We start from the raw sequence: 24,673 nt of genomic DNA on the forward strand, positions 1-24,673 counted from the left end.
CCCTGCCGCCAGAAGTGCGCAGCCACGAAGGCTCCATCCTCGGGCTCGACCACCAGGACCAGCTGGCCGAGGCCGTCAGGGCCGTTCAGGCCGCGACACCCCCCTCGGCCCCGCGCCTCGCGCGGACAAGTGCGCGCCCGGTGCCGCCCTATGAACACGACCCCGCCGCGATCTATGCCGAAAGCTTCGCCACCGTCCGGCGCGAGGCGCGGCTGGACCGCTTCCCGCAGGGGCTGCAATCCATGGCGATCCGCTTGATCCATGCCTGCGGCATGGTCGATGTGGCGGACCGGCTGGCCTTTTCCGCCGGTGCCTGGGACGCGGGCCGCGCGGCCATGCTCTCGGGCAAGCCGGTGCTCTGCGATTGTGAAATGGTGGGGGCGGGGATCATCCGCCGCAGCCTTCCGGCGGAAAACCCGGTCATCGTCACCCTGAACGACCCCTCCGTTCCGGATCGCGCCCGCGCCATCGGCAACACCCGCTCTGCCGCCGCGGTCGAGCTGTGGGAGCCGTACCTCGACGGGGCCGTCGTGGCCATCGGCAACGCGCCGACCGCGCTCTTCCACCTGCTCGACCTGATCGGTCAGGGCGCGCCGAAACCGGCGGTGATCCTGGGCTTTCCCGTGGGCTTCGTCGGGGCCGCCGAAAGCAAGGCCGAACTGGCCGCCCATCCGCGCGGCTGCGACTTCGTCGCGCTGCGCGGGCGGCGGGGCGGCTCGGCCATGGCCTCGGCCGCGGTCAACGCCCTGGCGGCCGGTCTTCCGGGGGAACAACTATGATGCTCTCCGCCTGGTGTCCCACGTCCGGGGGCTTCACATCCCGCAGCATCATCTTGCCAGAAATACTCACCGGCCCGGCATCCGCCGCCCGCGTGCAACGATCAGAGGTCCGCGCATGAGCACCCCCTGGCTGCATATCGTTGGCATCGGCGAAGACGGCATGGACGGGCTGACCCCCGCCACCCGCGCGGTGGTCGAGGCCGCCGAGGTCATCATCGGCGGCGACCGTCATCACGCGTTGTCAGATACCGTCACGGCGGAACGTATCGCCTGGCCCTCGCCCTTCGATGCGCTGATCGAACTCCTGACCTCGCATCGGGGTCGCCGGGTTGTGGTGCTGGCCACCGGGGATCCGCTGTGGTTCTCGGTCGGGGCGCGGATCGGACGGTCGATCCCGGCGGATGAGATCCTGTATCACCCGCAGCTGTCGGCCTTTCAGCTGGCCTCGGCCCGGATGGGCTGGTCCATGGCGGACCTGGAAACGCTGACCGTGCATGGCCGCCCGGTCGAGCAGATGATCGCCTTCATCCAGCCCGATGCGCGGCTCTTGATCCTGACCACCGGGGCCGAGACCCCGGGCCAGATCGCGCGCTTCCTGGTGGAACGCGGGTTCGGACAATCGCGGATGGCCGTCCTTGCCAACATGGGCGGCGAGAAAGAGCTGCGCTTTGACGGGCTGGCGGAAAGCTGGGATCACGATGTCCCGGCCTTCAACACGCTGGCGGTCGAATGTATCGCCGCACCCGAGGCCGCGCTGATGCCGCGCGTGCCGGGGCTGGCGGATGATCTTTTTGTCTCGGACGGGACAATGACGAAACGCGAGGTCCGGGCCGTCACCCTGGCCAAGCTGATGCCGATGCGCGGTGCGCTGTTGTGGGACGTGGGCACGGGCTGTGGCTCGGTCGCGGTGGAATGGATGCGCGGTGCGCGCTATGCCCGGGCCACCGGGATCGAACCCCGCGCAGACCGCCGCGACATGGCCGCCCGGAATGCGCTGGCGCTTGGCGTGCCCGGTCTCCGCCTGGTTGAAGGCACCGCACCCGAGGCCTTCGCAGGGCTTGAGCGTCCCGACGCGGTCTTCATCGGCGGCGGGCTGAGCGAGGCCGTTTTCGACGCCGCCTGGGCGCAGCTGAAACCTCTGGGCCGGCTGGTCGCCAATGCGGTCACCATCGAAAGCGAACAGGCCATGCTGGCGCTGCGCAAAAAGCACGGAGGAGAGCTGGCCAAGATCCAGGTCGCCCGTGCCGAAGCCGTCGGGCGTCTGTCTGGCTGGAAACCGGCCATGGCCGTGACGCAGTGGAGCCTGGTGAAACGATGACGGCACGTGTGGATGCCTCCTGCGGGAGTATTTCCGGCAAGATGATGGGGAAACTCTATGGCGTGGGTCTGGGGCCGGGCGATCCCGATCTGATGACCCTGCGGGCGGCGCGGCTGATCGGGGCGGCCCGGGTGGTGGCCTATCCGGCGCTGGCGGGCGGTGAGAGTTTCGCGCGGTCGATCGCGGCGGATCTGATCGCCGCGGAGGCGCGGGAAATCGTCATGGACGTGCCCATGACCGTGGACCGCGCCCCGGCGCAGGCGGCCTATGACAAGGGCGCGGCGGAAATCGCGGCGGCGCTTGAGGCGGGCGAGGATGTCGTCTGCCTCTGCGAGGGGGATCCGTTCTTCTACGGGTCCTTCATGTATGTCTTTGCGCGGCTGTCGGACCGGTTCGAGGTTGAAGTGGTGCCCGGGGTAACCTCCGTTTCGGCCTGCGCGGCGCGGGCCGGCCGGCCGCTGGTGGCCCGGAACGAGAGGCTGACGGTCCTGCCCGGACCCTTGCCAGAGGCCGAATTGCGCGACCGGATCGGCGGAGCCGAGGCGGTGGCGATCATGAAGGTGGGCCGCCACATGGGCAAGATCCGCGGGGTCTTTGCCGATCTGGGTCTTCTGGACCGGGCGGTCTATGTGGCGCGTGTGGGCCTGCCGGACGAGGTGGTCTGCCCGCTGGCCGAGGCACCCGAAGCCGCGCCCTATTTCTCGATGATCCTGATGAACAAGGGGGATGACCCATGGCTGTGACGCCTGTTGTGATGGTGGTGTCTTCGGCCGGTGCGCCGGTGGCGCGGCGGGTTGCGGATGCGCTTGGCGTGCCGCTCTGGGGGCGCGAGGGGCGCGTTGACGGCGCGGATGAGACGTTCCCGAATGCGCTGCATTTCGCACGGGACATGTTCGCCGCCGGGCGTCCGGTGATCGGCGTCTGCGCCAGCGGGATTCTGGTGCGGGCGGTGGCGCCGCTTTTGGGGTCGAAGATGGCCGAACCGCCGGTTGTCTCGGTCAGCGATGACGGGGCCGTGGTCGTACCGCTTCTGGGCGGGCACCGGGGGGGCAACCGTCTGGCGCGGCAGATCGCGGATGTGCTGGGCGCGGTGCCGGCGGTGACCACGGCGGGCGACATCGCCATCGGCGTGGCGCTGGATGCCCCGCCCGAGGGCTACCGCCTGGCCAATCGCGGCGATGCCCAGGCGGCAATGGCCGCGCTGGTCAATGGCGCGGGGCTGGTGGTGAAGGGGCCGAACATCTTTGGCGTGGAGCCGAAAGAGGGCGCGGGCGCGGTCGAGCTGCGCGTGGTCGAGCAACCCTGGGAGGGCGGGCCGGACCGATTGGTCTATCACCCGCAGCGCTTCTGTATCGGCGTGGGGTGTGCCCGGAATGCGGAGCCCGAGGAGCTTTGGACCCTGGTCCAGGCGTCGCTGCGCGAAGCGAATATCGCGCCGGGGGCCGTGGCGGGTGTGGGCACGATTGCGCTTAAGGCCGATGAGCCGGCGATCCTGGCACTGGCGCAGCGGCTGGACGTGCCCCTGCGGCTGTTCTCGGCCGAGGAGCTTGAGGCGCAGGCGGATTATCTGGCCAACCCCTCCGACGTGGTCTTTGCCGAGGTCGGCTGCCACGGTGTATCCGAGGGCGCGGCGCTATGCCTTGCGGGACCGGAGAGCCATTTCGAGGTGACCAAGCGCAAGACGGCCAATACCACCTGTGCCATTGCCGCGGCCCCCGCGCCGGTGACCAAATTCACCGGGCGTCCGCGCGGGAAACTGTCGGTCGTGGGGATCGGGCCGGGGCAGGCCAGCTGGCGCACGCCCGAGGTGTCGCAGTTGATCTCCCAGGCCGAGGAACTGGTCGGCTATGGCTTGTATATCGATCTGCTGGGGCCGCTGGCAGCGGGCAAGCATCGGGCGGATTTCCCCCTTGGCGGGGAAGAGGACCGCTGTCGCTATGCGCTGGAACGCGCGGCCGAGGGGCGCAACGTGGCGCTGGTTTGTTCGGGCGATGCGGGCATCTACGCCATGGGCGCGCTGGTGTTCGAGCTGCTGAACCGCAGCGACGACACCGGCGTCAGCGACGCTGCGCGGCGGGTCGAGGTGGTCTGTTCGCCGGGCGTATCCGCCTTGCAGGCGGCGGCGGCGCGGGCGGGCGCGCCATTGGGCCACGATTTCTGCGCCATCTCGCTAAGCGATCTGCTGACGCCCCGGGACGACATCCTGCGGCGGCTGCGGGCGGCGGCCGAAGGCGATTTCGTCATCGCCTTCTACAACCCGGTCTCCAAGACGCGGCGCACCCTGCTGGCCGAGGCGCGCAAGATCCTGTTGCAGCATCGCCCGGCGGATACGCCGGTGATGCTGGCGACCTCGCTTGGGCGACCGGAAGAAAACCTGCGCTACCGGCGGCTGGACGAGCTGGAGGTGGACGAGGTCGACATGCTGACCGTCGTGCTGATCGGATCGTCCAATTCGCAGCTGGCCATGCTGGGCGAGGGGCCACGCATGTACACACCGCGCGGCTATGCGCGGCGGATCGATGGCGACCTCGTGGAGGTCGGCAACCGTCACATCGGATCAGGAGCCCTGTGGGAGCCGGAAGAGGGGGGCACTGCCCCCGTCCGGCCCGAGGCCGGACTCCCCCGGGATATTTGAGGCAAGAGGATGACAGTTTACTTTATCGGGGCGGGGCCGGGTGATCCCGAGCTTCTGACGTTGAAGGCGCAGCGGGTGATCGGGTCCTGTCCGGTCTGCCTCTATGCCGGGTCTCTGGTGCCGGCCGAGGTCGTGGCCTGCGCGCCCGAGGGGGCGCGGGTTCTGGACACGGCCCCCATGACGCTGGACGAAACCCACGCCGAGATCGCCGCGGCCCACGGGCGCGGAGAGGATGTGGCGCGGGTGCATTCGGGCGATCCGTCGCTGTACGGTGCAATTGCCGAACAGATCCGGCGGCTGCGGGCCGATGGCATCGGGTACGAGATCATTCCCGGCGTGCCCGCCTATGCGGCGGCGGCGGCGGCCCTGGGGCAGGAGCTGACGGTGCCGGAAGTGGCGCAGTCGATCGTGCTGACGCGGGTGTCGATGAAATCCACCGCCATGCCTGCGGGAGAGACGCTTGAGAACTTTGCCCGCACCGGCGCGACCCTGGCGATCCATCTGGGCGTGCGCAACCTGCGCGAGATCGAGCGCCAGCTGACCCCCTATTACGGTGCGGAGTGTCCGGTGATCGTCGCCTATCGCGTGGGCTGGCCGGACCAGATGTTCATCCGGGGCACGCTGGCCGATATCCATGCCAAGGTGCGGGCGGAAAAGATCACCCGAACGGCGCTGACCCTTGTGGGCCCGGTGCTGGGCGAGATCCGCGATTTCAAGGACAGCGCGCTGTATGACGAGGCGATCCCGCATGTGCTGCGCCCCAAGGTCCGGGTCCGCGAAGGCTGACCCAGAGGTCACACCGTGCCGGGAAGTCGGATTTTCCTGGCCGGTTAACTTGACGTGAAGCCCTTGCGCGTCATCCTGATCCGCGGAGGAGCGGATCATGACGACTTATTTCTCGAAAGAGGTGCGCGAGGGCCTGGCCGCCGCGCACCGGAAGGCGCTGAAGCGGCGCAACCGTCTGCGTGTCCAGGCCGGAGAGGAGATCTTTCCGGTGGTGCGCCTGAAGGACGACGGTTTCGTGGTGGCGGCCGAGGGCGTGCCGAAGCTGCGCGGCCGGGTCGACCTGTTCGATGGCACGCGGCACCTGTGGAACTGCCTGATCGTCGCGGCCGAGGAAGAGGGCGGCGAGATGATCTATGAGTTCAAGCGCCAGACCCCGACCACCAGTGGCCCGGCGCTGGATTTCGCCCGCGACGACACTGCACCGGCTGGCTACCTGACCCGCTCCCCCGAGGTGTGAGGCCCGGTTCGCAGCTGGGCGTCGGCCCCGATCCCTTCCCGCGCAAGAGGGCGATTCGGGCCGATGAAACGGTTCATTCCGGGCAAAACCACCGCTTCGTGAAAATTTGTTTCCCTGTAAACATGTTGCAGTGACACTTATTTTCCGGATCGGGGGGCAATTCTCCTTATGAGCGTTTGACAAAGCCGCGTTTGCACGGGCATCTTCAGTCGGCAGAACGCTTTTTTCGATGGGCTGATCCCGGAGGGCCGGGACTGAAAGCACCCAAGTTGCACCCGCTGGAAATCCGTTCGAAATGACTGGGAGGAACAAATGTCATTCATGCAAACGGCACTTCGCGGGATCGCCGCCGCAGCCCTGATCGCCGGCACCGGAACGGTCGCCATGGCGCAGGAAGTTACCCTGAAATTGCACCAGTTTCTGCCGGCGCAGGCATCCGTGCCGAAGCAGATCCTGGACGTCTGGGCCGACAAGGTCGAGGCGGATTCCGATGGTCGGATCAAGATCGACCGCTACCCCTCGATGCAGCTGGGCGGTCGCCCGCCTGAACTGGTGGACCAGGTGATCGACGGCGTCGCCGACATCATCTGGACCGTGACCGGCTATACCCCCGGCCGCTTCCCCAGCTCGGAAGCCTTCGAGATGCCGTTTGTCATGACCAATGGCGAAGACACCAGCCGCGCCTACTGGCAGTATGTCGAGAAGAACATGCTGGATACCGAGTTCGCGGACCTCAAGATGCTGGGCGTCTGGGTGCACGGCCCCGGCCTGATCCATTCCAAGGATCCGATCACCAGCGTGGCTGACCTGAACGGCGTCAAGCTGCGCGCCCCGACCCGCGTGACCAACAAGATGTTCACCGATATGGGTGCAACCACCGTCGGCATGCCGGTTCCCGCCGTGCCCGAGGCGCTGTCCAAGGGCGTGATCGACGCCACCGTGATCCCGTGGGAAGTGACCACCGCGCTGAAAGTGTCGGAGCTGGTCGGCAACCACACCACCTGGCCGAACAACGCGCTGTACACGACCACCTTCATCTGGGCGATGAACAAGGACAAGTACGCAGCACTGCCGGATGATCTGAAGAAGGTCATCGACGACAACTCGGGCGAGGAATTCTCGGCCTTCGCGGGCAAGACGATGCAGGCCGCGGACCAGCAGGGTTTCGACTTTGCGAAAGAGCGTGGCAACAACATCATCGATCTGAATGAAGACCAGATCGCCGAGTGGAAAGCCGCCGCCGCCCCGATCGAGGCATGGTGGGTCGAAGAGGTGACCAAGGCCGGTCTGGACGGCCAGGCCCTGCTGGATGAAGCCAAGGCGCTGATCCAGGAAAACACCAAGTAAGACAGGCTGGCCGCGCGGGTCGCGGCCGCTTTTGCGCCGGGTCTTCGGGCCCGGCGTTTCCGTAGAAACGGGGTTTATGGCAGATAGGGGGGACTGACATGACACGACTATTCCTTGCGCTGGCACGGCTGGCTGCAATTCTGGGCGGAATCGTCCTGACCTTTCTCATTCTTCTGACCTGTGTCTCGGTGATCGGGCGGGGCCTGAACACGCTGATGCACGGTCTGGTGGACGCGGGCATCCTGGGCGGGTTCGCGCAATCGATCCTGGATGCGGGCGTCGGTCCGGTTCTGGGCGACTTCGAGCTGGTCGAGGCCGGCATCGCCTTCTGCATCTTCTCGTTCCTGCCGCTGGCGCAGATCACCGGGGCCCATGCCACCGTGGACATCCTGGTGTCGCAGTTCCCGCAGAAATGGATCCGCGCGCTGACCACCCTGTGGGAGGTCGTCTTTGCCGTGGTCATGATCGTCATCGCCTGGAAGCTGTATGACGGGATGGCGGGCAAGATGCGCTACAACGAAACGACCATGCTGCTGCAGTTCCCCGTGTGGTGGGCCTATGCGGCGTCCTTCGCGATGGCCTGTGTCGCGGCTGTTGTCGCGGTCTACGTGGCCGGCGCGCGCGTCGTCGAAATTCTATCCGGTCGGGTCATCCTGACCATCGAAGGAGGGGCTCACTGATGAGCAACTTTGACCTGGGGTTGCTGTCCTTCCCCATCCTGATGCTGCTGATCTTCCTGCGCATGCCGATCGGCCTGGCGATGTTCACCGTGGGCTTCGGCGGCATGTACTATGTGACCGGCGGCACCGTGGTGGCTCTGGCCCGGTTGAAAAGCGAAACCTTCTCGACCTTCTCCAGCTATTCGCTGTCGATCGTGCCGATGTTCCTCCTGATGGGGCAGTTCGCGACCCTGGGCGGCATGTCCCAGGCGCTGTTCAAGGCGGCGGAAAACTGGCTGGGTCATCTGCGCGGCGGCGTGGCCATGGCGGCCATCGGGGCCTGCGCGGGGTTCGGCGCGATCTGCGGATCGTCGCTGGCGACGGCGGCCACCATGGGGCAGGTCGCCCTGCCTGAGATGAAGCGCTATGGCTATTCCGGGGGCTTCTCCTCGGCGACGCTGGCGGCGGGGGGCACGCTTGGCATCCTGATCCCGCCTTCGGTGATCCTGGTGATCTACGCGATCCTGGCCGAGCAGAACATCGCCAAGCTGTTCCTGGCGGCCTTCATCCCCGGCATCCTTGCGGCGATCGGATACATGATCACCGTGTCGATCTACGTGCGCCTGAACCCGGATGCGGCGGGTGTGCGCCCGCCGGTGCCCATGGCGGAACGCTTCCGGTCGATGATCGACGTGCTGCCCGTGCTGGTGGTCTTCCTTGTGGTGGTGGGCGGCATCTATGCCGGTCTCTTCACCCCGACCGAAGGTGCGGCCGTAGGCGCGGCCGGCACCGGGCTGATCGCCTGGGTCAATGGCGGGCTGCGCGGACGCGCCTGGCTGGACAGCTTCTTTGCCACGGCGAAATCCACCGCGATGATCTTCTTCATCGTGTTGGGCGCGGCCTTCTACAACGGCTTCCTGGCGCTGACCCAGGTGCCGCAGGAACTGGCCACCTGGGTGGTCGAACAGGGCTATAACCCCTGGCTGGTCCTGGTGATGATCCTGGCGTTGTACCTGGTCTTTGGCTGCCTGATGGACAGCCTGTCGATGATCCTGCTGACGATCCCGATCTTCTTCCCGATCGTCTCGGCGCTGGATTTCGGCCTGTCGTCCGAGGAATTCGCGATCTGGTTCGGGATCATCGTGCTGATCGTGGTCGAGGTCGGGCTGATCACGCCGCCCGTGGGGATGAACCTGTTCGTCATCAACTCGATGGACCGGGAAACCCCGATCGTGAAGACCTATGGCGCGGTGATGTATTTCGTGGGCTCGGACCTGATGCGCGTGGCGATCCTGGTGCTGTTCCCCGGCATCACCCTGTTCCTGCTGCGGATCTTCAGCTGAGGCACCGCAGGGGCCGATCATGGGACGATCATGGCCCGGGTGCCTGATGATCCGAGATAAGAAAGCCTGCCGCATCCATCGGGTGCGGCAGGCTTTTCCCTTCTGATCCGGGAGGATGGATCACAGGGCGGCGACGGCCTCGTCCGCGGTGATCCAGTCCAGGCCCTGGGCCTCGGCCACCGCCTCATAGGTCAGCTTCCCGGCCGAGACGTTCAGCCCGGCCCGCAGATGCACGTCGCGTTCCAGCGCCGCCTTCACGCCCAGATCAGCCAGACGCAGCAGGTGCGGCAGCGTCGCGTTGTTCAGCGCATAGGTTGAGGTCCGCGCCACGCCGCCGGGCATGTTGGCCACGCAGTAGTGGACCACGCCTTCCTCGACATAGATCGGGTCCTGATGGGTGGTTGCGCGCGAGGTTTCGAAGCAGCCGCCCTGGTCGATGGCCACGTCGACGACCACGGCACCGGGCATCATGGTCTTCAGCATGGCGCGGGTCACCAGCTTGGGTGCGGCGGCCCCGGGGATCAGCACCGCGCCGATCACCATGTCGGCGGTCTGCACCAGCTGTTCCAGCGCGGTGGCGGTGGAATAGACGGTGCGCACCTGGCCGCCGAACTGGCGGTCGATGTCCTCAAGCACGTCGTTCGAGCGGTCCAGAACGGTCACATCCGCGCCCATGCCCACGGCCATCTGCGCCGCGTTACGGCCCACGACGCCACCGCCGATGACGATGACCTTGGCGGGGGCCACGCCGGGCACGCCGCCCAGCAGCATGCCGCGTCCGCCCTGCGCCTTCTCCAGCGCATGGGCCCCGGCCTGCACGGACATCCGCCCGGCAACCTGGCTCATCGGGCGCAGCAGGGGCAGCCCGCCGCCGGGGGCGGTCACGGTTTCATAGGCGATGCAGGTCGCGCCGCTGTCGATCAGGTCGCGGGTCTGGTCGGCATCGGGGGCCAAGTGCAGATAGGTATAGAGCGTCTGACCAGCGCGCAGGCGCTTGCGTTCGACGGCCTGGGGTTCCTTGACCTTCACCACGATGTCGGCGCGGGAAAACAGCGTCTCGACATCGGTCAGGCTGGCCCCAGCGGCGGCATAGGCCTCGTCCGTGGCGCCGATGCCTTCGCCGGCTCCGGTCTCGATCAGGACTTCATGGCCATGGGCCACCAGTTCCGACACGCTTTCCGGGGTCAGGCCGACGCGATATTCGTGGTTCTTGATTTCCTTGGGGCTGCCGATGATCACCGTATTCTCCTTGGGTTGGCAGGTTTCCTTGCCCCCATGGGATCACGGGATCCGTGCAATTTCCTTGTGAAGTTGCGTCTGCCCTAACGTCGCTTCGAAGGATCTTGCGTCAAAAAGCGAAAGGGCAGGAGGATTTCCTGCCCTTTCGGTTAGGTGTGCAATCCTGTCCTTTTCGGGCAGTTGTGCGCCGGATCAGGCGGGCATCCGCAGGCCCAGGATCTCGCGCGCCTGTTGCCAGGTGGCGACGGGGCGGTCGTTCTGGTCGCAGATGTCGACAACCCGCTGCACCAGTGCGGCGTTGGACGGGGCCAGCGTGGTCTTGTCCAGCCGCACGTTGTCTTCCAGCCCACAGCGGGCATGACCGCCCGAGGTCACGGCCCATTCGTTGATCGTCAGCTGATCGCGGCCGATACCGGCGGCGCACCATTGGCTGTCGGGCAGCAGGCGGGTCATCGTCTCGATATAGAAATCAAAGGTCGGACGGTCGACGGGCATGGCGTTCTTCACGCCCATGACGAACTGGACATAGGGGCTGCGCGCGATCTTGCCGGCGCGGAACATGGCGGCGGCCTGATGAATGTGGCTTAGATCGAAGGCTTCGATTTCCGGCATGACATCATAGGTCAGCATCTCTTCGGCCAGCCAGTTCACCAGATCCGGCGGGTTCTCGTAGACGCGGGTCGGGAAGTTGTTCGACCCCACGGAGAGCGACGCCATGTCGGGCCGCAAGGGCAGGTGACCGCCGCGCGCCTGGCCCGCGCCGGACCGGCCGCCGGTCGAGAACTGGATGATCATGCCGGGGCAGTGTTTCTCCAGCCCTTCCTTGAGGGCGGCGAACTTGTCGGGATCGGACGAGGGTGTTTCGTCATCGTTGCGCACATGGGCGTGGCAGATGGTGGCCCCGGCCTCGAATGCCTCGTGCGTGGACTCGATCTGTTCCGAGACGGTGACCGGAACGGCGGGGTTGTCGGCCTTGGTCGGAAGCGATCCGGTGATGGCGACACAAATAATGCAGGGTTTCTGGGTCATGGGAACAGCTAGTCCATCGCGGCTTTAATTGTCAACGTCAATTACCTTGGGTCAGTTTCCGCAGGGTCAGGACGTGCCGGGATTGGACAGGAAGGCGCGGCGTCTTGCAAAGGATTTCGCCCGTCCTGTCGCCACGAAAAAGGGGTGGTTCACTGGAACCACCCCCAAAGCATAGGTCTTTTCAGCTGTAATCAGCCGTTGGATCAGCCAGCCTGACCAGCAGGCAGGATCACGCGGTCGATGACGTGCACGACGCCGTTCGACTGGTCCACATCGGCGGTGGTCACGGTCGCGACGCGGCCGTTTTCATCCTTCAGCTTCAGCATGCCGCCTTCCATGTAGGCCTGCAGGTTGCAGCCGCCGACGGTCGGGACAACGTGCATGCCGCCGTCATCGGCGATCATGCCCGCGATGTCGGTCGAAAAGGCTTCGGTCGCGACGACGTGGCAGGTCAGGATCTGCTGCAGCTGCGCCTTGTTGCCTTCTTCCAGCAGCGCGTTCAGCGAGGCTTCCGAGATCTTGCCGAAGGCACCATTGGTCGGGGCGAAGACGGTGAAGGGACCGTCGCTCATCAGGGTTTCGGCAAGGCCGGCGGCTTTCACGGCGGCAACAAGCGTCGTCAGGTTGGGCGCCGCCGAGGCGTTCTCGGCGATGGTCATGTCAGCCATCATGGGCGCGCCGCCCACGGTCGGGTTTTCCTTGGCCATGGCGATCGTGGCGATACCGGTGGCGGCGAGGGCGGCAATAATCTTGGTTTTCATCATACGTCCTTTGTTGGGCATTGTTGTAGTGCAACAGGGCTTCTCCCTGTCATCGTGCCCTAGCTACGGACGGTCGCGCCGATCGGTTTCAAATCGGCGCAACTGATTGTCATCACGGTTTTGTGGGGTCGGCGTGATCGGGCGGCTCAGGCCGCCAGATCCGCCATCTCGGCCTGGCTGATCTCGGCCAGAAGGAAACGGGCTTCCTGCATGGTCAGCACGGCGGCCGCGTGGCACATCCTGGCGACCAGGGCGGTGCGCCGGGGATCGGCGTGAAAGTCGCGCCGTTGCAGCGGGCCAAGGGCGGCCATGGCCTGCGGTCCGGGAAAGAAGGTTTCGGCCGCGGTGCCATTGGCGCGCAGGATCACGTGGCTGTCGCACATGATATGCACATAGGTGACCGCCCGCGCCGAAAGGTCGGTCGTCCCGCCGAAGCCGGCGAAGGCTCCGGCGGGGACAAGGGCCTGATCCAACCCGAAATGCAGCTGAAGCGCCGCATGCTGCATCAGGATCAGGTGGTTGCGCGACACAGAGAGCGAGCGGCCCCCGTCCCCGCCGGTCAGGGCGGGCGGTAGAGTGACGGGGGCCAGCGTCGCACGGGTCTCGGACCCGCACGATGAGAGAGCGACGTGCCGCTGCGACGTCCAGAGAATGGCGTGGTCCCGGCCGTGGATGTCACGGACGCGGTCCCCGGGCCTGAGGTCGATGGCGCGCCTTTCGCCATCGGGTGTCGCGATCATGGTGTCAGCGACGAAACAGGCCGGAGAGAAGATCGGATAGGGCGTCGGGTCGATATCGACGACAACGGCGATGGCCCCTGTCAGGTCGAGATCCCCGGCGGGATAGTGAAAATACATCTGGCCGCCGGCTTCGAAGACCACAAGGTCGACCGTCGTGCCAAGGGGGACAGTGCCGACACCGGGGACGAACACCCCCGGTGTCGCAGTTCCCGATCCCACGTAGGAAATCGGGTTCCCCTGGAAAGTCGCAATTCCATCATCGCCCGGACCAAGGATTCCGTCCGTGTCGGTGATTGTGCCGCTCAGCTGAGTTCCGAAATCGGCCAGAACGATGTTCTGAACCGAGGACAGCAGATTGGCTGCCAGCAATGCCCCATTATAGGGGATGACGTCGATGGACGCGCTTCCCATAGTAACCACTCACTCGTTAACCAGACCTGAACACTCGTTACGCACAGGGTCTTTATGTTGGAGGCATAAGGGCCAACGGGCCCAACCCCATGAACCAAGGCAACGGCCTTGTATCCTTTACTTTGAACGCGTCCGGTGCCGGGATTATGGCGATAGAAGTGAATTTCGGGTTAAGCTTAGGGTTGTGTTCCGCTGCAGCGCGGCAAGATGATGATTTTAATGCGGAAATGCGCGAATGATGAAAAATGCATCTCCGCAAATGCTTTAAGTTAGAAATATCTTTTAAAAGTTGTTTCGTGGATAAATATTAACTAATTGGGCATTTTTCTGAATGGAAATTTCCGATTGATAAATGGTTGCATTGTGCAATCACGCAAGGGTGATTGTCTGTGCGTCGCTTTCCCGCCATGTTTCGCAGGTGCAAAAAATTGCACGTTTGCAATGTATTGGCTGATGATCTCAGCCCGGCTGCGCGGGCGCCCCATGGGGGCAAAAGCAAAGCGCCGCAGGGGGACCTGCGGCGCGTTTGGCGTTCCGAAAAAGGGCAGGTCAGGCCAGCAGGCGGCGGGCGATGACCTGTGCCTGGATCTCGGCGGCACCTTCAAAGATATTCAGGATCCGCGCATCGCACAGGATACGGCTGATCGTGTATTCCAGCGCAAAGCCGTTGCCGCCGTGGATCTGCAGCGCGTTGTCGGCGCTGGCCCAGGCGACGCGGGCCCCCAGAAGCTTGGCCATGCCGGCCTCAAGATCGCAGCGGCGGTCGTTGTCCTTCTCGTAGGCCGAGAAATAGGTCAGCTGACGCGCGATCACGATCTCGACCGCCATCATCGCCAGCTTGCCCGACACACGGGGGAAATTGGCCAGCGGCTGGGCAAAGGCCTTGCGGTCCAGGGCGTATTGCAGACCGACGTCCAGCGCGGCCTGGGCCACGCCGATGGCGCGGGCGGCCGTCTGGATGCGCGCGGCCTCGAAGGTTTTCATCAGCTGGCGGAAGCCTTGGCCTTCGACGCCACCCAGAAGGTTGTCGCCCTTCACGTGGAAATTGTCGAAGCCAAGTTCGTATTCCTTCATGCCGCGATAGCCCAGCACCTCGATCTCGCCGCCGGTCATGCCCTCGGTCGGGAAGGGGGTTTCGTCGGTGCCCGGGGTCTTTTCGGCCAGGAACATCGACAGCCCGTTATGGTCGGTCGACGACGGGTCGGTCCGGGCCAGCACGGTCATCACGTGGGTCCGGGCGGCGTGGGTGATCCAGGTCTTGTTGCCGGTGATCTTGTAATCGCCGTTGTCGTCCTTGACCGCGCGGGTGCGCAGCGACGCCAGGTCGGACCCGGTGTTGGGTTCGGTAAAGACCGCCGTGGGCAGGATTTCCCCTGAGGAGATCTTGGGCAGCCAATAGCTGCGCTGTTCGTCCGTGCCGCCGGCCAGGATCAGTTCGGCCGCGATTTCCGACCGGGTGGCCAGCGACCCGACACCGATATAGCCGCGCGACAGTTCTTCGGACACGACAACCATCGCCGCCTTGGGCAGGCCAAAGCCGCCCAGATTTTCCGGGATGGTCAGGCCGAAGACGCCCATCTCGGACAGCTCTTCGATCACCGACATGGGGATCAGCTCGTCCTTGAGGTGCCATTCATGGGCATGGGGTTCGACCTTTTCGACCGCGTAGCGGCGGAACTGGTCGCGGATCATCTCTAGCTCTTCGTCCAGGCCAGAGGCACCGAACATGGTCGCGCCCTGCTGTTCGACCATCAGCTCGGCCAGGCGGGACCGCGCGGCCTGTGTATTGCCGGACTGGCACAGGGTGCTGACCGCATCGGCGTTCAGCGTGGCCTGGTCGGCGGGCGACAGGCCAAGGTCCTGCAGGCGCACGATTTCATTCTGGGACATCTGGATGCCGCCGATGATCTGCCAGAGGTATTCGCCAAAGGCAATCTGGTGGATCAGCTGCTCCATCTCGGCGAATTTGCCTTCGCCGTCCAGCTTTTCGGCCCATTTCTGCATCTGGCGCAGGGATTCCACATAGGTGGCCAGCCAGGCCAGGCCATGGGTTGCGGTCTGTTCGGCCTCGACCGCGGGGGTGGTGATCTTGTCGCCGCCCTTCAGGACAAGGGCGCGGACACTGGCCTGCGCCTTTTCCAGAAGGTCGTTCAGCGGAGCAATCGTTGCCCCGGTCAGTTTCAGAAGATCAGGCAGGATGACCTGCCCTGCCGCGGTGATGTCCTGTCCGTCATGCGCCATGAATCATACCCTTTTCCGTTTCGTCCGGTCCTACCGATTTTGCAGGTGCAGCGCAACAATTTTGCGCCTGCATTCATCGTGGCGACCTAATGTTGCGCAGGTGATTTTCCAGTGGCAAGGCGTCGCAGGGGGGCGTAAGCCGTGGCAATGGAAAGCCTTCTGACCCTGATCCCACTTCCCGCTTTGGTCGCCTGCCTTCTGGTCGGATTTCTGGCCGGGGTGGTCAAGGGCATGGTCGGTTTTGCCATGCCGATGATCATGATCTCGGGGATGGGCAGCTTTGTCGCGCCGGAACTGGCGCTGGCCGGGCTGATCCTGCCGACGCTGGCGACCAACGGCTGGCAGGCGCTGCGGCAGGGGCCGCGGGCGGCGATCTCCTCGGCCCGGAAGTTCCGGATCTTCCTTTTGGTCGGCTTCGTGGCGCTGATCGTCTCGGCGCAGATGGTGCGGGTGATCCCGGCGGACGTGATGCTGTTGATGATCGGGGTGCCGATCGTGATCTTCGCGGTGACCCAGCTGATGGGCCGCCAGCTGGTGCTGGGGGCGAACCCGTCGCGCTGGATCGAGGTGGCGATTGCCACCTTCGCGGGGTTCATCGGCGGGTTCTCGGGCGTCTGGGGGCCGCCGACGGTGGCCTATCTGACCGCGCTTGGCACACCCAAGCAGGAACATGTCCGGGTGCAGGGCGTGATCTATGGCCTTGGGGCCGTGGCGCTTCTGGGGGCGCATGTGGTCAGCGGTGTCGTGCGGGCGGAAACCATCCCCCTTGCCATCGCGCTGCTGCCGCCGGCGCTGGCGGGGATGGCCGTGGGCTTTGCCGTTCAGGACCGCATCGACCAGGCGGCCTTTCGCAAGGCGACGCTGGTGGTGCTGCTGGTGGCGGGCGGGAACCTCGTCCGGCGCGGGCTGATGGGTTAAGAGATCTGCGCAGACCCCGGGCAGGGGTCGATCGCGTCGATCCGCGAAGGGTCCACCACGTCAAAGGCCTTCCGGACCACCAGAGCGCCGTCCAGAAAGACATCCAGCGTCCAGGTCCCCGGGGCCAGTTCATAATCGAATTCGAAGACGAAGTAGCGCGCGCTTGGCCGTCCGCCGGTGATGGTCGAGGGCCAGCTTTCCTGGCTCAGATAGCCTTCGCCAAAGCTGGGATGACTGGTGACCATGGTGACGGTCCGGGTGCCGGCCGCAGGATCCATGACCATGCGGATGCCGAAGGCCGTGCCGATGCGGGCGGGCACGATGTCGCTTTCCATGTCGAAATGGATCGGCACCCCGCCGCGCCGCACCTTTCCGGCGTTGGTTTCGGGGGCGGGCACCTCGGTTCCCTGGGGCAGGTAATCGCAGATCACCCCGTATTCCAGCGACTGGATCGGATCGGTGAACATCGTCTCGGCCGCCGAGAGGGGCAGAGCCCAAAGGCAAAACGCCCCGCAAGATGCGAGGCGTTTCAGATTTATGAGCATCAAGGGACGCATCAGCCGATGGCGGCCGCTTTCACGTCTTCGTCGATGTAGGGCAGGTACTGGGCAAAGTTCTCGGAGAACATGTTGACCAGTTTCGCCGCCTGGGCGTCATAGGCCGCCTTGTCGTTCCAGGTCGCGCGCGGGTCCAGCAGGGTCGCGTCGACGCCGGGCACGGTCACGGGGACCTCGAAGCCGAAGTTCGGATCCTTGCGGAAGGTCGCGTCGTTCAGAGATCCGTCCAGCGCGGCGGTCAGCAGGGCGCGGGTTGCCTTGATCGGCATGCGCGAACCCTGGCCGAAGGCACCGCCGGTCCAGCCGGTGTTCACCAGCCAGCAGGTTGCGCCATGCTTGGCGATCTTTTCGCGCAGCAGGTTGCCGTAGGCTTCCGGGCGACGCGGCATGAAGGGCGCGCCGAAGCAGGTCGAGAAGGTGGGTTCCGGTTCAACCACGCCACGTTCGGTGCCCGGGGTCTTCGAGGTGAAGCCGGACAGGAAGTGGTACATCGCCTGCGCGGGCGTCAGACGCGAGATCGGGGGCAGAACGCCATAGGCGTCGCAGGTCAGCAGGATGATGTTCTTGGGGTGACCGCCCAGGGCCGTTTCCGACGCGTTCGAGATATACTCGAGCGGGTAGGCGCAGCGCATGTTCTCGGTCAGAGAACTGTCTTCGAAGTCCAACTCGAAGGTCTCTTCGTCGTAGACCATGTTCTCGATCACGGTGCCCGACATCGAGCAAGTGGCGTAGATCTCGGGCTCGGCCTCGGCGCTCAGGTTGATGGTCTTGGCATAGCAGCCGCCTTCGAAGTTAAAGGTGCCGCGGTCGGACCAGCCGTGTTCGTCGTCACCGATCAGGGTGCGGTTCGGGTCGGCCGACAGGGTCGTCTTGCCGGTGCCCGAGAGGCCGAAGAAGATCGCGGTGTCGACGGGATTGTCCTTGGCGTGGTTGGCCGAGCAGTGCATCGGCATCACGCCCTTGTCGGGCAGCAGGTAGTTCAGCAGGGTGAAGACGGATTTCTTGTTCTCGCCTGCGTATTCGGTGCCACCGATCAGGATCAGCTTCTTTTCGAAGTTCATCGCGATGACGGTTTCGGTGCGGCAGTTGTGACGCTCCGGGTTCGCCTGGAAGCTGGGGCAGTTGATGACGGTGAATTCCGCCAGGAAGCCGTCCAGCGCGCTGCGGTCGGGACGACGCAGCATGTGGCGGATGAACAGGTTGTGCCAGGCCAGTTCGGTGACCATGCGCACGTTGATCGAATAGGCCGGATCAGCGCCACCCACGAGGTCCTGGACATAGTAGTCCTTGCCCTTCATGTGCTCCAGCATGTCGGCATAGAGGTTGTCGAACCCTTCGGGCGACATTTCCTTGTTGTTTTCCCACCAGATGGTGTCGGCCACATCGGCGGTGCGCACGACGTGCTTGTCCTTGGGGGACCGGCCGGTGAATTTGCCCGTGGTGACAAGGAATGCGCCACCCTGGCCCAGCTGGCCTTCGCCGTTGCGAAGCGCGGTCTGGATCAGCGCGGGCTCCGTAAGGTTGTAATAGACATTGCCCAGACCCTCGATCCCTTGATCTTCAAGCCGGAATTGCGGGTTCACCCGTCCAAATGTCATGTGCCAAGCTCCTGTAGCTGCGCTGAAGCGACGCCTCCTCTGCCGTTCACTTCTGGCAAAGGAACGGCCATCGCGCCGATAGCGGGGCTCTTAACATGTCGTTTGCGGGGATGAACAGGACGCTTTGGCGCAGTTAGCGCCATCACGTCGGTTTTAGCGCAATCACCCCCGATCGGGTCCCGCAGAGGTTCGCGATCGGACAACAATTCAGGCTATTCTAAGACATTTTCGCCACAATTCACAGGTAGCGTCGACAGCGATTCGCGTTTGGGGATTGATTGTAAAGGCCGAACTGACGGATAAAGAGGGAAAAACAAGCAAGAACGCTGAGCAGTATAAGGAATATCGCGATGTCGAAGATCGCTCTGGTCGACGACGACAGGAATATCCTGACGTCTGTGGCCATCACTCTCGAGGCAGAGGGTTTTGAGGTAGAGACCTACAACGACGGCCAGGCCGCGTTGGATGCATTCAACAAGAAACTGCCGGACATGGCCGTGCTGGACATCAAGATGCCCCGCATGGACGGGATGGATCTGCTGCAACGCCTGCGGCAGAAGACCTCGATGCCGGTGATCTTCCTGACCTCCAAGGATGACGAGATCGACGAGGTTCTCGGCCTGCGGATGGGTGCGGATGACTATGTGAAAAAGCCCTTCAGCCAGCGCCTGCTGGTCGAACGTATCCGCGCGCTGCTGCGCCGCCAGGATGCGATCGGTGGCGAAGTCGTTCCCGAAACCGAAGAAACCAAGGTGATGGAACGCGGAAACCTGCGCATGGATCCGCTGCGTCACGCGGTGGCCTGGAAAGGGCTGGACGTGTCGCTGACCGTGACCGAATTCCTGCTGCTCCAGGCCCTTGCACAGCGTCCCGGCTTCGTGAAGTCGCGCGATCAGCTGATGGACGTCGCCTATGACGATCAGGTCTATGTGGACGACCGCACGATCGACAGCCACATCAAGCGCCTGCGCAAGAAGATGCGGAGCGTGGATCCCGAGTTCTCGGCGATTGAGACGCTCTATGGTATCGGATACAGATATAACGAAGAGTAATGGCTCTCGCCGAAAGGATCAGCTTGCGCGACGGTTCGCACGATAGCGGCGGCGATGTCGTCCTGGGTGACGATTTTGTCGCCCCGAACGCGACCGTTGACGAAGAACTGCGGGCCCGCCGTGAGCGGCGCGGATTGTTTTCGCTCAAAGCCTCGCCGCTGACGCGCAAGATCATCATCTTCAACCTGATCGCGCTGAACGTGCTGGTCGCCGGGATCCTCTATCTCTCGGCGTCGCGCGACAGCCTTGTCACGCAGCGCGCCGGCAGCCTGGTGAGCGAGGCCGAGCTGATCGCCGATGTCTTCGAGGTCGGGCTGAACGTGGCCGAGGCCCCCGCCGGGGTCCTCGACGACCGCGTGATCGACGCGACACTTGGCGGGCTGGATCTGCGGCGCGGGATCGAACTTTACGTTTTCGACACCGATGGACGGCTGGTTGGCCAGATGACCGGGGCCGGCATCCAGGCGCTTGGTTCGTCCGGCGAGGCCGCGCAGGACAATACGATCATCATCAATTTCCTGACCTTCCTCTGGGATGGCATGGCTTCGGTCTTTTCCTCGGGCAAGCGCGAGGTGGTCGAGCTTCCGGTCGAGGATCAGGCGCGGTCGCTGGTTGATGCCTCGCTGAGCGGGGACACCCAGGTCAGCATCGGGCGCGGCGACGCGGGCAGTTTCATCGCCGTGGCCTCGCCCGTGATGGTCGACGGCCTGGCCGTGGGCACCGTGGCGCTGGCGTCGTCCGCAGGGCAGATCGACGCGATCGTCCGGGCCGAACGGGAACGCGTGCTGCAGATGTTCGTCATCGCCACGCTGGTGTCCGTGGGTCTCAGCCTGGTTCTTGCCTCGACCATCGCCAATCCGCTGGCCGACCTGGCCGCCGCGGCCGAGGTCGGGCGCGACAAGAAGGGCAACAACGTTGCGCCGGCGCGGGTGCGAATCCCCGATCTGACCGCCCGCCCGGATGAGATCGGTCGCCTGTCGGGCGCGCTGCGGGGCATGGTTTCCGCGCTATACGAACGGATCGACGCGAACGAACAATTCGCCGCCGACGTCGCGCATGAGATCAAGAACCCGCTGGCATCGCTCCGCTCGGCCGTGGTGACGCTGCGGCTGGCCAAGCGCGAAGATCAGCGCACCCAGCTTCTGGACGTGATCGACCACGACGTGCGCCGCCTGGACCGTCTGGTCAGCGACATCTCCAATGCCTCGCGCCTGGACAGCGAGCTGGTGAAGGAAGAACAGGAAGCCTTCGATCTGGTGAAGATGCTGCGCAACCTCAGCGAATACCTGGGCGAACAGGCGTCGGACAAGGGCATCGACTTCATCTCGGACCTGCCTGACAATTCCATCGTCCTGGCCGGGCTGGAAGCACGGCTGGCGCAGGTTTTCGTCAACCTGATCACCAATGCGATCAGTTTCTGCGAAGACGGCGATGCGATCCGCGTCTGGGTGCGGCGGCGGGAAAACCGCGTGCTCGTGGTTGTAGAGGATACCGGGCCGGGCATCCCCGACAACGCGCTGACCAAGATCTTCAAGCGGTTCTATTCGCACCGTCCGGCGAATGACTTCGGAAACAACTCTGGCCTTGGGCTGGCGATCTCGAAACAGATCGTCGAGGCGCATGGCGGCGTCATCTGGGCCGAGAACATCCGCCCGACCGATGCCGACATCACCTCGGATCCGCTTGGCGCGCGGTTCGTCGTCGGTCTTCCGATCTGAGGGGCGGGGGCAGCATGACAGACGCCCCCGCGACCCTGACCCTACATGCCAGCACGATCGCCTGGGATGGGCGTGCGCTTCTGATCGAAGGGCCTTCGGGCGCGGGGAAGTCCGGGCTGGCGCTGGCGCTGATGGCCCATGGGGCGCAGCTGGTGGCCGATGACCGCACGATTCTGACCCGTGATGGCGACGCGCTGATCGCGCAGGCCCCCGACACGATCCGCGGCCGGATCGAGGCGCGCGGAATGGGCATCCTGAAGGCCGATCCCGCCGGGCCGACCCCGGTGGCGGCCATCGTCACCATGTCGGATGTGGAAACAGATCGTCTTCCGCCGCGACGCAGCAGGAATTTGCTGGGGATTCCGCTCCCCTTGCTTCACTATGTGGAGAGCCCGTATTTCGCCGCGTCCCTCTTGCAATATATGAAGGGGGGTCGTGATGCCTAGGGAGGCCTGTTGATGGGCGTTCAGAGCACAACATTGGAAGCCGCCCCGGCCGTGCGCCGGGTGCTGGTCACCGGCCCTTCCGGGGCCGGGCGCACCACGGCCATCCGTGCGCTGGAAGACCTGGGCTATGAGGCGATCGACAACCTGCCGCTGTCGCTGGTGCCGCGCCTGATGGAAGGCGGCGCAAGCCCCCGGCCCATGGCGCTTGGCATCGACGTGCGGAACCGCGATTTTTCCACCAATGCGCTGATCGAGACGATCGACACCTGGGGCGCGGACCGGACCCAGCCTCTTGAGGTGCTGTATATCGATTGCGCGGTCGAGACGCTGGTGAACCGCTTTTCCGAAACCCGCCGCCGCCATCCCATGGCCCCGGCGGAGACGCCGCGCGACGGGATCGACAAGGAAATGGACCTGCTGGCCCCGATCCGGGCGCGGGCCGACATGCTGATCGACACGACCGAAATGTCGCCGCATGACCTGCGCGCCCAGATCGCGCAGTGGTTCGCGGTGTCGGAAACCCGGTCTCTCGCCGTCTCGATCCACTCCTTCAGCTACAAGCGCGGGCTGCCACGGGGCATAGACATGGTGCTGGACACCCGATTCCTTTCCAACCCCTATTGGGAGGAAAGCCTGAGGGGGCTGGACGGCACCTCTGCTGCGGTGCAGAATTACGTCGCGTCAGACGAAAAGTTTACCGGCTTCTTCGACCGGGTTCTGGATCTGACGCGCACGCTTCTTCCCGCGTATGTGGATGAAGGAAAATCATATTTTGCAATCGCCTTTGGCTGTACGGGCGGGCAGCACCGGTCCGTGACCATGACAGAGCTTTTGGCCAAAGCCCTTGCAGAAGATGGCTGGCAGGTGTCAATTAGGCATCGGGAGCTTGAACGCCGCAGTGCGGCGCAGGCCTGAAAGGGTGGGAATGAACAAGACGGGCGCAATTCGCGCGGATCTGCACCAGGATGAGGGGCACCAGCCCCGGATCGGCATCGTGATCGTTGCCCATGGTGGACTTGCGCACGAATACCTGGCCGCGGTCGAACATGTCGTCGGGCAACAGGCCGGTATCCGTACCATTGCCATAGACGCCAATTGTGACCGTGGTGCGAAACAGGCCGAAATTTGCGATGCGGCGGATTCGGTCGACAGCGGCAATGGTGTCGTGGTGGTCGTGGACATGTTCGGTGGCTCGCCCTCGAACCTGTCGATGATGGCCTGTCGTCCGCATGACCGGCGGATTCTGTACGGTGCCAACCTGCCTCTTCTGATCAAACTGGCGAAATGCCGGCACAAACCGTTGTCGGATGCTGTAGATGCCGCTACGGAAGCGGGACGCAAGTATATCGACAGCCAGAATCTCAGCACGCATTGATCCCCATGACCCAGACAGTGACCCGCACGTTTGAAATCGTGAACGAAAAGGGCCTGCACGCCCGTGCCTCGGCCAAGCTGGTCGAAGTGGTCGAGGATTTCGACGCCCGGGCCGAAGTCGCCCGCGACGGGATGAGCGCCAGCGGCGACAGCATCATGGGGCTTTTGATGTTGGCAGCGTCGAAGGGAACCACTATTGAGGTCCAAACCTCGGGCCCCGAGGCCGTGGCGCTTGCGGATGCACTGCAGGCACTGGTGGCGAACAGGTTCGGCGAGGACATGTGAGGCGTCGGGCATAGATCCGACCTGACAAAAGGCAGGGGACCAACCCTTGGTGGACAGTTCGCAAAATCGGCCGGATGACACGTCGCGCCCGGGCGAAGCCCAGGCCGCGCAGGACCTGACCTTTACCAAATACGATCGCCGGTCGCTGACCTATTCGACGTCCTTCGACGATCCCTATCGGCGCAACATCATCCGCGCGATCGAATGGATGACGGGCAAGGTCTCGATCATCCGGATGATCCGCAAGTTCGAAAAACGCGGCGCACCGCAGGGCCAGGCCTTTTGGCGGGCGACGCTGGATGTCATGGGGATCGACCTTCTGACCCCCGCCGAACAGCTGGCGCGCATCCCCAAGGACGGCCCCGTGGTGGTGGTGGCGAACCATCCGCACGGCATGGTCGACGGCATGATCTTTGCCGATCTGATCGGTCGGGTGCGCAACGACTACAAGATCCTGACCCGCCAGCTGCTGACCGGCATCGACGAGGTCGCTTCAAGCTACATGATCCCGGTGCCCTTCCCGCATGACGAGGACGCGCAGCGCAAGTCGGTCGAGATGCGGGCGAAGGCCATGGCACACCTGAAAGAGGACGGGCTGATCGCCCTGTTCCCCTCGGGCGTGGTGGCGGCATCCAAGACGATGTTCGGCCCCGCGGTCGAGGCCGAGTGGAACGTCTTTACTGCGCAGATGATCCGCCGGTCTGGCGCGCGCGTGGTGCCGATGTTCTTCCCTGGATCGAACAGCCGCTGGTACCAGATGGCCAACCGGATCAGCCCGATCCTGCGCCAGGCGCTGCTGCTGCACGAGATCGTGCACAGCTGCAACAAGCCGCAGGCCCCTGTCGTGGGCGAACCGCTGACCGATCAGCAGATGGAGCGGTTGAAGACGGATCCGCGCGGCTTCATGGCCTGGCTGCGCGACCACACGCTGTCGCTTGGGCAGACCGCGCAGGGCTGACCTATTGGCGGTCGCCTCGGGA

The 24,673-nt window shown here is 64.6% G+C and carries 25 protein-coding genes; 18 read left to right on the forward strand and 7 right to left on the reverse strand.

All coding sequences use genetic code 11. The annotated features are described in order from the left end of the window. The first annotated feature begins 140 nt into the window (after positions 1 to 140). The 9 genes from BMX99_RS08855 (at position 141) to BMX99_RS08895 (ending at position 9,324) form a co-directional block, all read left to right on the forward strand. Positions 141 to 779 (forward strand): precorrin-8X methylmutase, encoded by a 639-nt coding sequence (locus BMX99_RS08855; RefSeq protein ID WP_093451273.1) that lies wholly within the window; start codon positions 141 to 143, stop codon positions 777 to 779. Positions 780 to 894: 115 nt separating this feature from the next. Beyond that, positions 895 to 2,097 (forward strand): precorrin-6y C5,15-methyltransferase (decarboxylating) subunit CbiE, encoded by a 1,203-nt coding sequence (gene cbiE / locus BMX99_RS08860; RefSeq protein ID WP_093450239.1) that lies wholly within the window; start codon positions 895 to 897, stop codon positions 2,095 to 2,097. A gap of 41 nt (positions 2,098 to 2,138) precedes the next feature. Next, complete coding sequence (gene cobI, locus BMX99_RS08865) at positions 2,139 to 2,840, forward strand: precorrin-2 C(20)-methyltransferase (RefSeq protein WP_093450242.1); 702 nt, start codon at positions 2,139 to 2,141, stop codon at positions 2,838 to 2,840. Next, positions 2,831 to 4,732: a precorrin-3B C(17)-methyltransferase gene (cobJ, locus tag BMX99_RS08870; protein ID WP_093450245.1), complete on the forward strand. Its 1,902-nt coding sequence runs from the start codon at positions 2,831 to 2,833 to the stop codon at positions 4,730 to 4,732. The genes cobI and cobJ overlap by 10 nt, the downstream gene beginning before the upstream one ends. 9 nt (positions 4,733 to 4,741) lie before the next feature. Then, positions 4,742 to 5,518 (forward strand): precorrin-4 C(11)-methyltransferase, encoded by a 777-nt coding sequence (cobM, locus tag BMX99_RS08875; RefSeq protein WP_093450248.1) that lies wholly within the window; start codon positions 4,742 to 4,744, stop codon positions 5,516 to 5,518. Positions 5,519 to 5,615: 97 nt separating this feature from the next. After that, complete coding sequence (locus BMX99_RS08880; protein WP_093450251.1) at positions 5,616 to 5,975, forward strand: hypothetical protein; 360 nt, start codon at positions 5,616 to 5,618, stop codon at positions 5,973 to 5,975. Between the two features lie 312 nt (positions 5,976 to 6,287). Further along, positions 6,288 to 7,322, forward strand: coding sequence for a TRAP transporter substrate-binding protein (locus tag BMX99_RS08885; RefSeq protein WP_093450254.1), 1,035 nt, complete (start codon positions 6,288 to 6,290; stop codon positions 7,320 to 7,322). 98 nt (positions 7,323 to 7,420) lie between these two features. Continuing rightward, positions 7,421 to 8,002 (forward strand): TRAP transporter small permease, encoded by a 582-nt coding sequence (locus tag BMX99_RS08890; protein WP_093450257.1) that lies wholly within the window; start codon positions 7,421 to 7,423, stop codon positions 8,000 to 8,002. Beyond that, positions 8,002 to 9,324 (forward strand): TRAP transporter large permease, encoded by a 1,323-nt coding sequence (locus tag BMX99_RS08895; RefSeq protein WP_093450259.1) that lies wholly within the window; start codon positions 8,002 to 8,004, stop codon positions 9,322 to 9,324. Before BMX99_RS08890 ends, BMX99_RS08895 begins: the two co-directional genes overlap by 1 nt. Before the next feature lie 120 nt (positions 9,325 to 9,444). On the opposite strand, the gene ald is transcribed toward BMX99_RS08895, so the two are convergent. From ald to BMX99_RS08915, 4 genes are all read right to left on the reverse strand, one after another. After that, a complete protein-coding gene (gene ald, locus BMX99_RS08900) occupies positions 9,445 to 10,563 on the reverse strand; it encodes an alanine dehydrogenase (protein ID WP_093450262.1) in 1,119 nt (372 codons plus the stop codon). 192 nt (positions 10,564 to 10,755) lie between these two features. Beyond that, on the reverse strand, positions 10,756 to 11,592 hold the full coding sequence (locus BMX99_RS08905; protein ID WP_093450265.1) for a beta-keto acid cleavage family enzyme: 837 nt from the start codon (positions 11,590 to 11,592) through the stop codon (positions 10,756 to 10,758). A gap of 203 nt (positions 11,593 to 11,795) precedes the next feature. Further along, complete coding sequence (locus tag BMX99_RS08910; RefSeq protein WP_093450267.1) at positions 11,796 to 12,353, reverse strand: fasciclin domain-containing protein; 558 nt, start codon at positions 12,351 to 12,353, stop codon at positions 11,796 to 11,798. A gap of 146 nt (positions 12,354 to 12,499) precedes the next feature. Continuing rightward, positions 12,500 to 13,504 (reverse strand): Hint domain-containing protein, encoded by a 1,005-nt coding sequence (locus BMX99_RS08915; protein ID WP_093450270.1) that lies wholly within the window; start codon positions 13,502 to 13,504, stop codon positions 12,500 to 12,502. Between the two features lie 89 nt (positions 13,505 to 13,593). On the opposite strand from BMX99_RS08915, the gene BMX99_RS19645 reads away from it, so the two are divergent. After that, positions 13,594 to 13,743 carry a hypothetical protein gene (locus BMX99_RS19645; protein ID WP_170848690.1) on the forward strand — a complete coding sequence of 50 codons (150 nt, stop codon included), beginning with the start codon at positions 13,594 to 13,596 and terminating at the stop codon, positions 13,741 to 13,743. Between the two features lie 310 nt (positions 13,744 to 14,053). Here BMX99_RS19645 and BMX99_RS08920 read toward each other — a convergent pair whose 3' ends face one another. Then, positions 14,054 to 15,745 (reverse strand): acyl-CoA dehydrogenase family protein, encoded by a 1,692-nt coding sequence (locus tag BMX99_RS08920; protein ID WP_093450272.1) that lies wholly within the window; start codon positions 15,743 to 15,745, stop codon positions 14,054 to 14,056. Between the two features lie 147 nt (positions 15,746 to 15,892). On the opposite strand from BMX99_RS08920, the gene BMX99_RS08925 reads away from it, so the two are divergent. Beyond that, the gene (locus tag BMX99_RS08925; protein WP_093450275.1) at positions 15,893 to 16,663 is read left to right on the forward strand and encodes a sulfite exporter TauE/SafE family protein; all 771 of its coding nucleotides are present in this window, start codon (positions 15,893 to 15,895) and stop codon (positions 16,661 to 16,663) included. Here BMX99_RS08925 and BMX99_RS08930 read toward each other — a convergent pair. Together BMX99_RS08930 and BMX99_RS08935 are read right to left on the reverse strand one after the other, a co-directional pair. After that, positions 16,660 to 17,130 (reverse strand): DUF3859 domain-containing protein, encoded by a 471-nt coding sequence (locus BMX99_RS08930; RefSeq protein WP_175480269.1) that lies wholly within the window; start codon positions 17,128 to 17,130, stop codon positions 16,660 to 16,662. The genes BMX99_RS08925 and BMX99_RS08930 overlap by 4 nt on opposite strands. Before the next feature lie 89 nt (positions 17,131 to 17,219). Continuing rightward, complete coding sequence (locus BMX99_RS08935) at positions 17,220 to 18,818, reverse strand: phosphoenolpyruvate carboxykinase (RefSeq protein ID WP_093450281.1); 1,599 nt, start codon at positions 18,816 to 18,818, stop codon at positions 17,220 to 17,222. Positions 18,819 to 19,168: 350 nt separating this feature from the next. Between BMX99_RS08935 and BMX99_RS08940 the strand changes: the two genes are divergently transcribed. The 7 genes from BMX99_RS08940 (at position 19,169) to BMX99_RS08970 (ending at position 24,651) form a co-directional block, all read left to right on the forward strand. Next, positions 19,169 to 19,870 carry a response regulator transcription factor gene (locus BMX99_RS08940; protein WP_093450283.1) on the forward strand — a complete coding sequence of 234 codons (702 nt, stop codon included), beginning with the start codon at positions 19,169 to 19,171 and terminating at the stop codon, positions 19,868 to 19,870. Continuing rightward, positions 19,870 to 21,588: a sensor histidine kinase gene (locus BMX99_RS08945; RefSeq protein WP_093450285.1), complete on the forward strand. Its 1,719-nt coding sequence runs from the start codon at positions 19,870 to 19,872 to the stop codon at positions 21,586 to 21,588. Before BMX99_RS08940 ends, BMX99_RS08945 begins: the two co-directional genes overlap by 1 nt. A 14-nt stretch (positions 21,589 to 21,602) precedes the next feature. Next, entirely contained in the window at positions 21,603 to 22,034 is a 432-nt protein-coding gene (locus BMX99_RS08950) for an HPr kinase/phosphorylase (RefSeq protein ID WP_093450287.1), read from the forward strand. Positions 22,035 to 22,046: 12 nt separating this feature from the next. Then, the gene (gene rapZ, locus BMX99_RS08955) at positions 22,047 to 22,949 is read left to right on the forward strand and encodes an RNase adapter RapZ (protein WP_093450289.1); all 903 of its coding nucleotides are present in this window, start codon (positions 22,047 to 22,049) and stop codon (positions 22,947 to 22,949) included. Between the two features lie 10 nt (positions 22,950 to 22,959). Continuing rightward, on the forward strand, positions 22,960 to 23,409 hold the full coding sequence (locus BMX99_RS08960; RefSeq protein ID WP_093450291.1) for a PTS sugar transporter subunit IIA: 450 nt from the start codon (positions 22,960 to 22,962) through the stop codon (positions 23,407 to 23,409). 5 nt (positions 23,410 to 23,414) lie between these two features. Beyond that, the gene (locus BMX99_RS08965) at positions 23,415 to 23,693 is read left to right on the forward strand and encodes an HPr family phosphocarrier protein (protein WP_093450293.1); all 279 of its coding nucleotides are present in this window, start codon (positions 23,415 to 23,417) and stop codon (positions 23,691 to 23,693) included. Positions 23,694 to 23,808: 115 nt separating this feature from the next. After that, a complete protein-coding gene (locus BMX99_RS08970) occupies positions 23,809 to 24,651 on the forward strand; it encodes a lysophospholipid acyltransferase family protein (protein WP_170848818.1) in 843 nt (280 codons plus the stop codon). Positions 24,652 to 24,673: the final 22 nt, after the last annotated feature.

The sequence above is a fragment of the Pseudooceanicola nitratireducens genome (assembly GCF_900109195.1).
GTDB lineage: Bacteria > Pseudomonadota > Alphaproteobacteria > Rhodobacterales > Rhodobacteraceae > Pseudooceanicola > Pseudooceanicola nitratireducens.

Coding starts and splice junctions, on each gene's coding strand:
- cbiE (WP_093450239.1), top strand. CDS start 895: ATGAGCACCCCCTGGCTGCATATCGTTGGCATCGGCGAAGACGGCATG.
- cobI (WP_093450242.1), top strand. CDS start 2,139: ATGATGGGGAAACTCTATGGCGTGGGTCTGGGGCCGGGCGATCCCGAT.
- cobJ (WP_093450245.1), top strand. CDS start 2,831: ATGGCTGTGACGCCTGTTGTGATGGTGGTGTCTTCGGCCGGTGCGCCG.
- cobM (WP_093450248.1), top strand. CDS start 4,742: ATGACAGTTTACTTTATCGGGGCGGGGCCGGGTGATCCCGAGCTTCTG.
- BMX99_RS08880 (WP_093450251.1), top strand. CDS start 5,616: ATGACGACTTATTTCTCGAAAGAGGTGCGCGAGGGCCTGGCCGCCGCG.
- BMX99_RS08885 (WP_093450254.1), top strand. CDS start 6,288: ATGTCATTCATGCAAACGGCACTTCGCGGGATCGCCGCCGCAGCCCTG.
- BMX99_RS08890 (WP_093450257.1), top strand. CDS start 7,421: ATGACACGACTATTCCTTGCGCTGGCACGGCTGGCTGCAATTCTGGGC.
- BMX99_RS08895 (WP_093450259.1), top strand. CDS start 8,002: ATGAGCAACTTTGACCTGGGGTTGCTGTCCTTCCCCATCCTGATGCTG.
- BMX99_RS08905 (WP_093450265.1), bottom strand. CDS start 11,592: ATGACCCAGAAACCCTGCATTATTTGTGTCGCCATCACCGGATCGCTT.
- BMX99_RS08910 (WP_093450267.1), bottom strand. CDS start 12,353: ATGAAAACCAAGATTATTGCCGCCCTCGCCGCCACCGGTATCGCCACG.
- BMX99_RS08915 (WP_093450270.1), bottom strand. CDS start 13,504: ATGGGAAGCGCGTCCATCGACGTCATCCCCTATAATGGGGCATTGCTG.
- BMX99_RS19645 (WP_170848690.1), top strand. CDS start 13,594: ATGAACCAAGGCAACGGCCTTGTATCCTTTACTTTGAACGCGTCCGGT.
- BMX99_RS08920 (WP_093450272.1), bottom strand. CDS start 15,745: ATGGCGCATGACGGACAGGACATCACCGCGGCAGGGCAGGTCATCCTG.
- BMX99_RS08925 (WP_093450275.1), top strand. CDS start 15,893: ATGGAAAGCCTTCTGACCCTGATCCCACTTCCCGCTTTGGTCGCCTGC.
- BMX99_RS08930 (WP_175480269.1), bottom strand. CDS start 17,130: ATGTTCACCGATCCGATCCAGTCGCTGGAATACGGGGTGATCTGCGAT.
- BMX99_RS08935 (WP_093450281.1), bottom strand. CDS start 18,818: ATGACATTTGGACGGGTGAACCCGCAATTCCGGCTTGAAGATCAAGGG.
- BMX99_RS08940 (WP_093450283.1), top strand. CDS start 19,169: ATGTCGAAGATCGCTCTGGTCGACGACGACAGGAATATCCTGACGTCT.
- BMX99_RS08945 (WP_093450285.1), top strand. CDS start 19,870: ATGGCTCTCGCCGAAAGGATCAGCTTGCGCGACGGTTCGCACGATAGC.
- BMX99_RS08950 (WP_093450287.1), top strand. CDS start 21,603: ATGACAGACGCCCCCGCGACCCTGACCCTACATGCCAGCACGATCGCC.
- rapZ (WP_093450289.1), top strand. CDS start 22,047: ATGGGCGTTCAGAGCACAACATTGGAAGCCGCCCCGGCCGTGCGCCGG.
- BMX99_RS08960 (WP_093450291.1), top strand. CDS start 22,960: ATGAACAAGACGGGCGCAATTCGCGCGGATCTGCACCAGGATGAGGGG.
- BMX99_RS08965 (WP_093450293.1), top strand. CDS start 23,415: ATGACCCAGACAGTGACCCGCACGTTTGAAATCGTGAACGAAAAGGGC.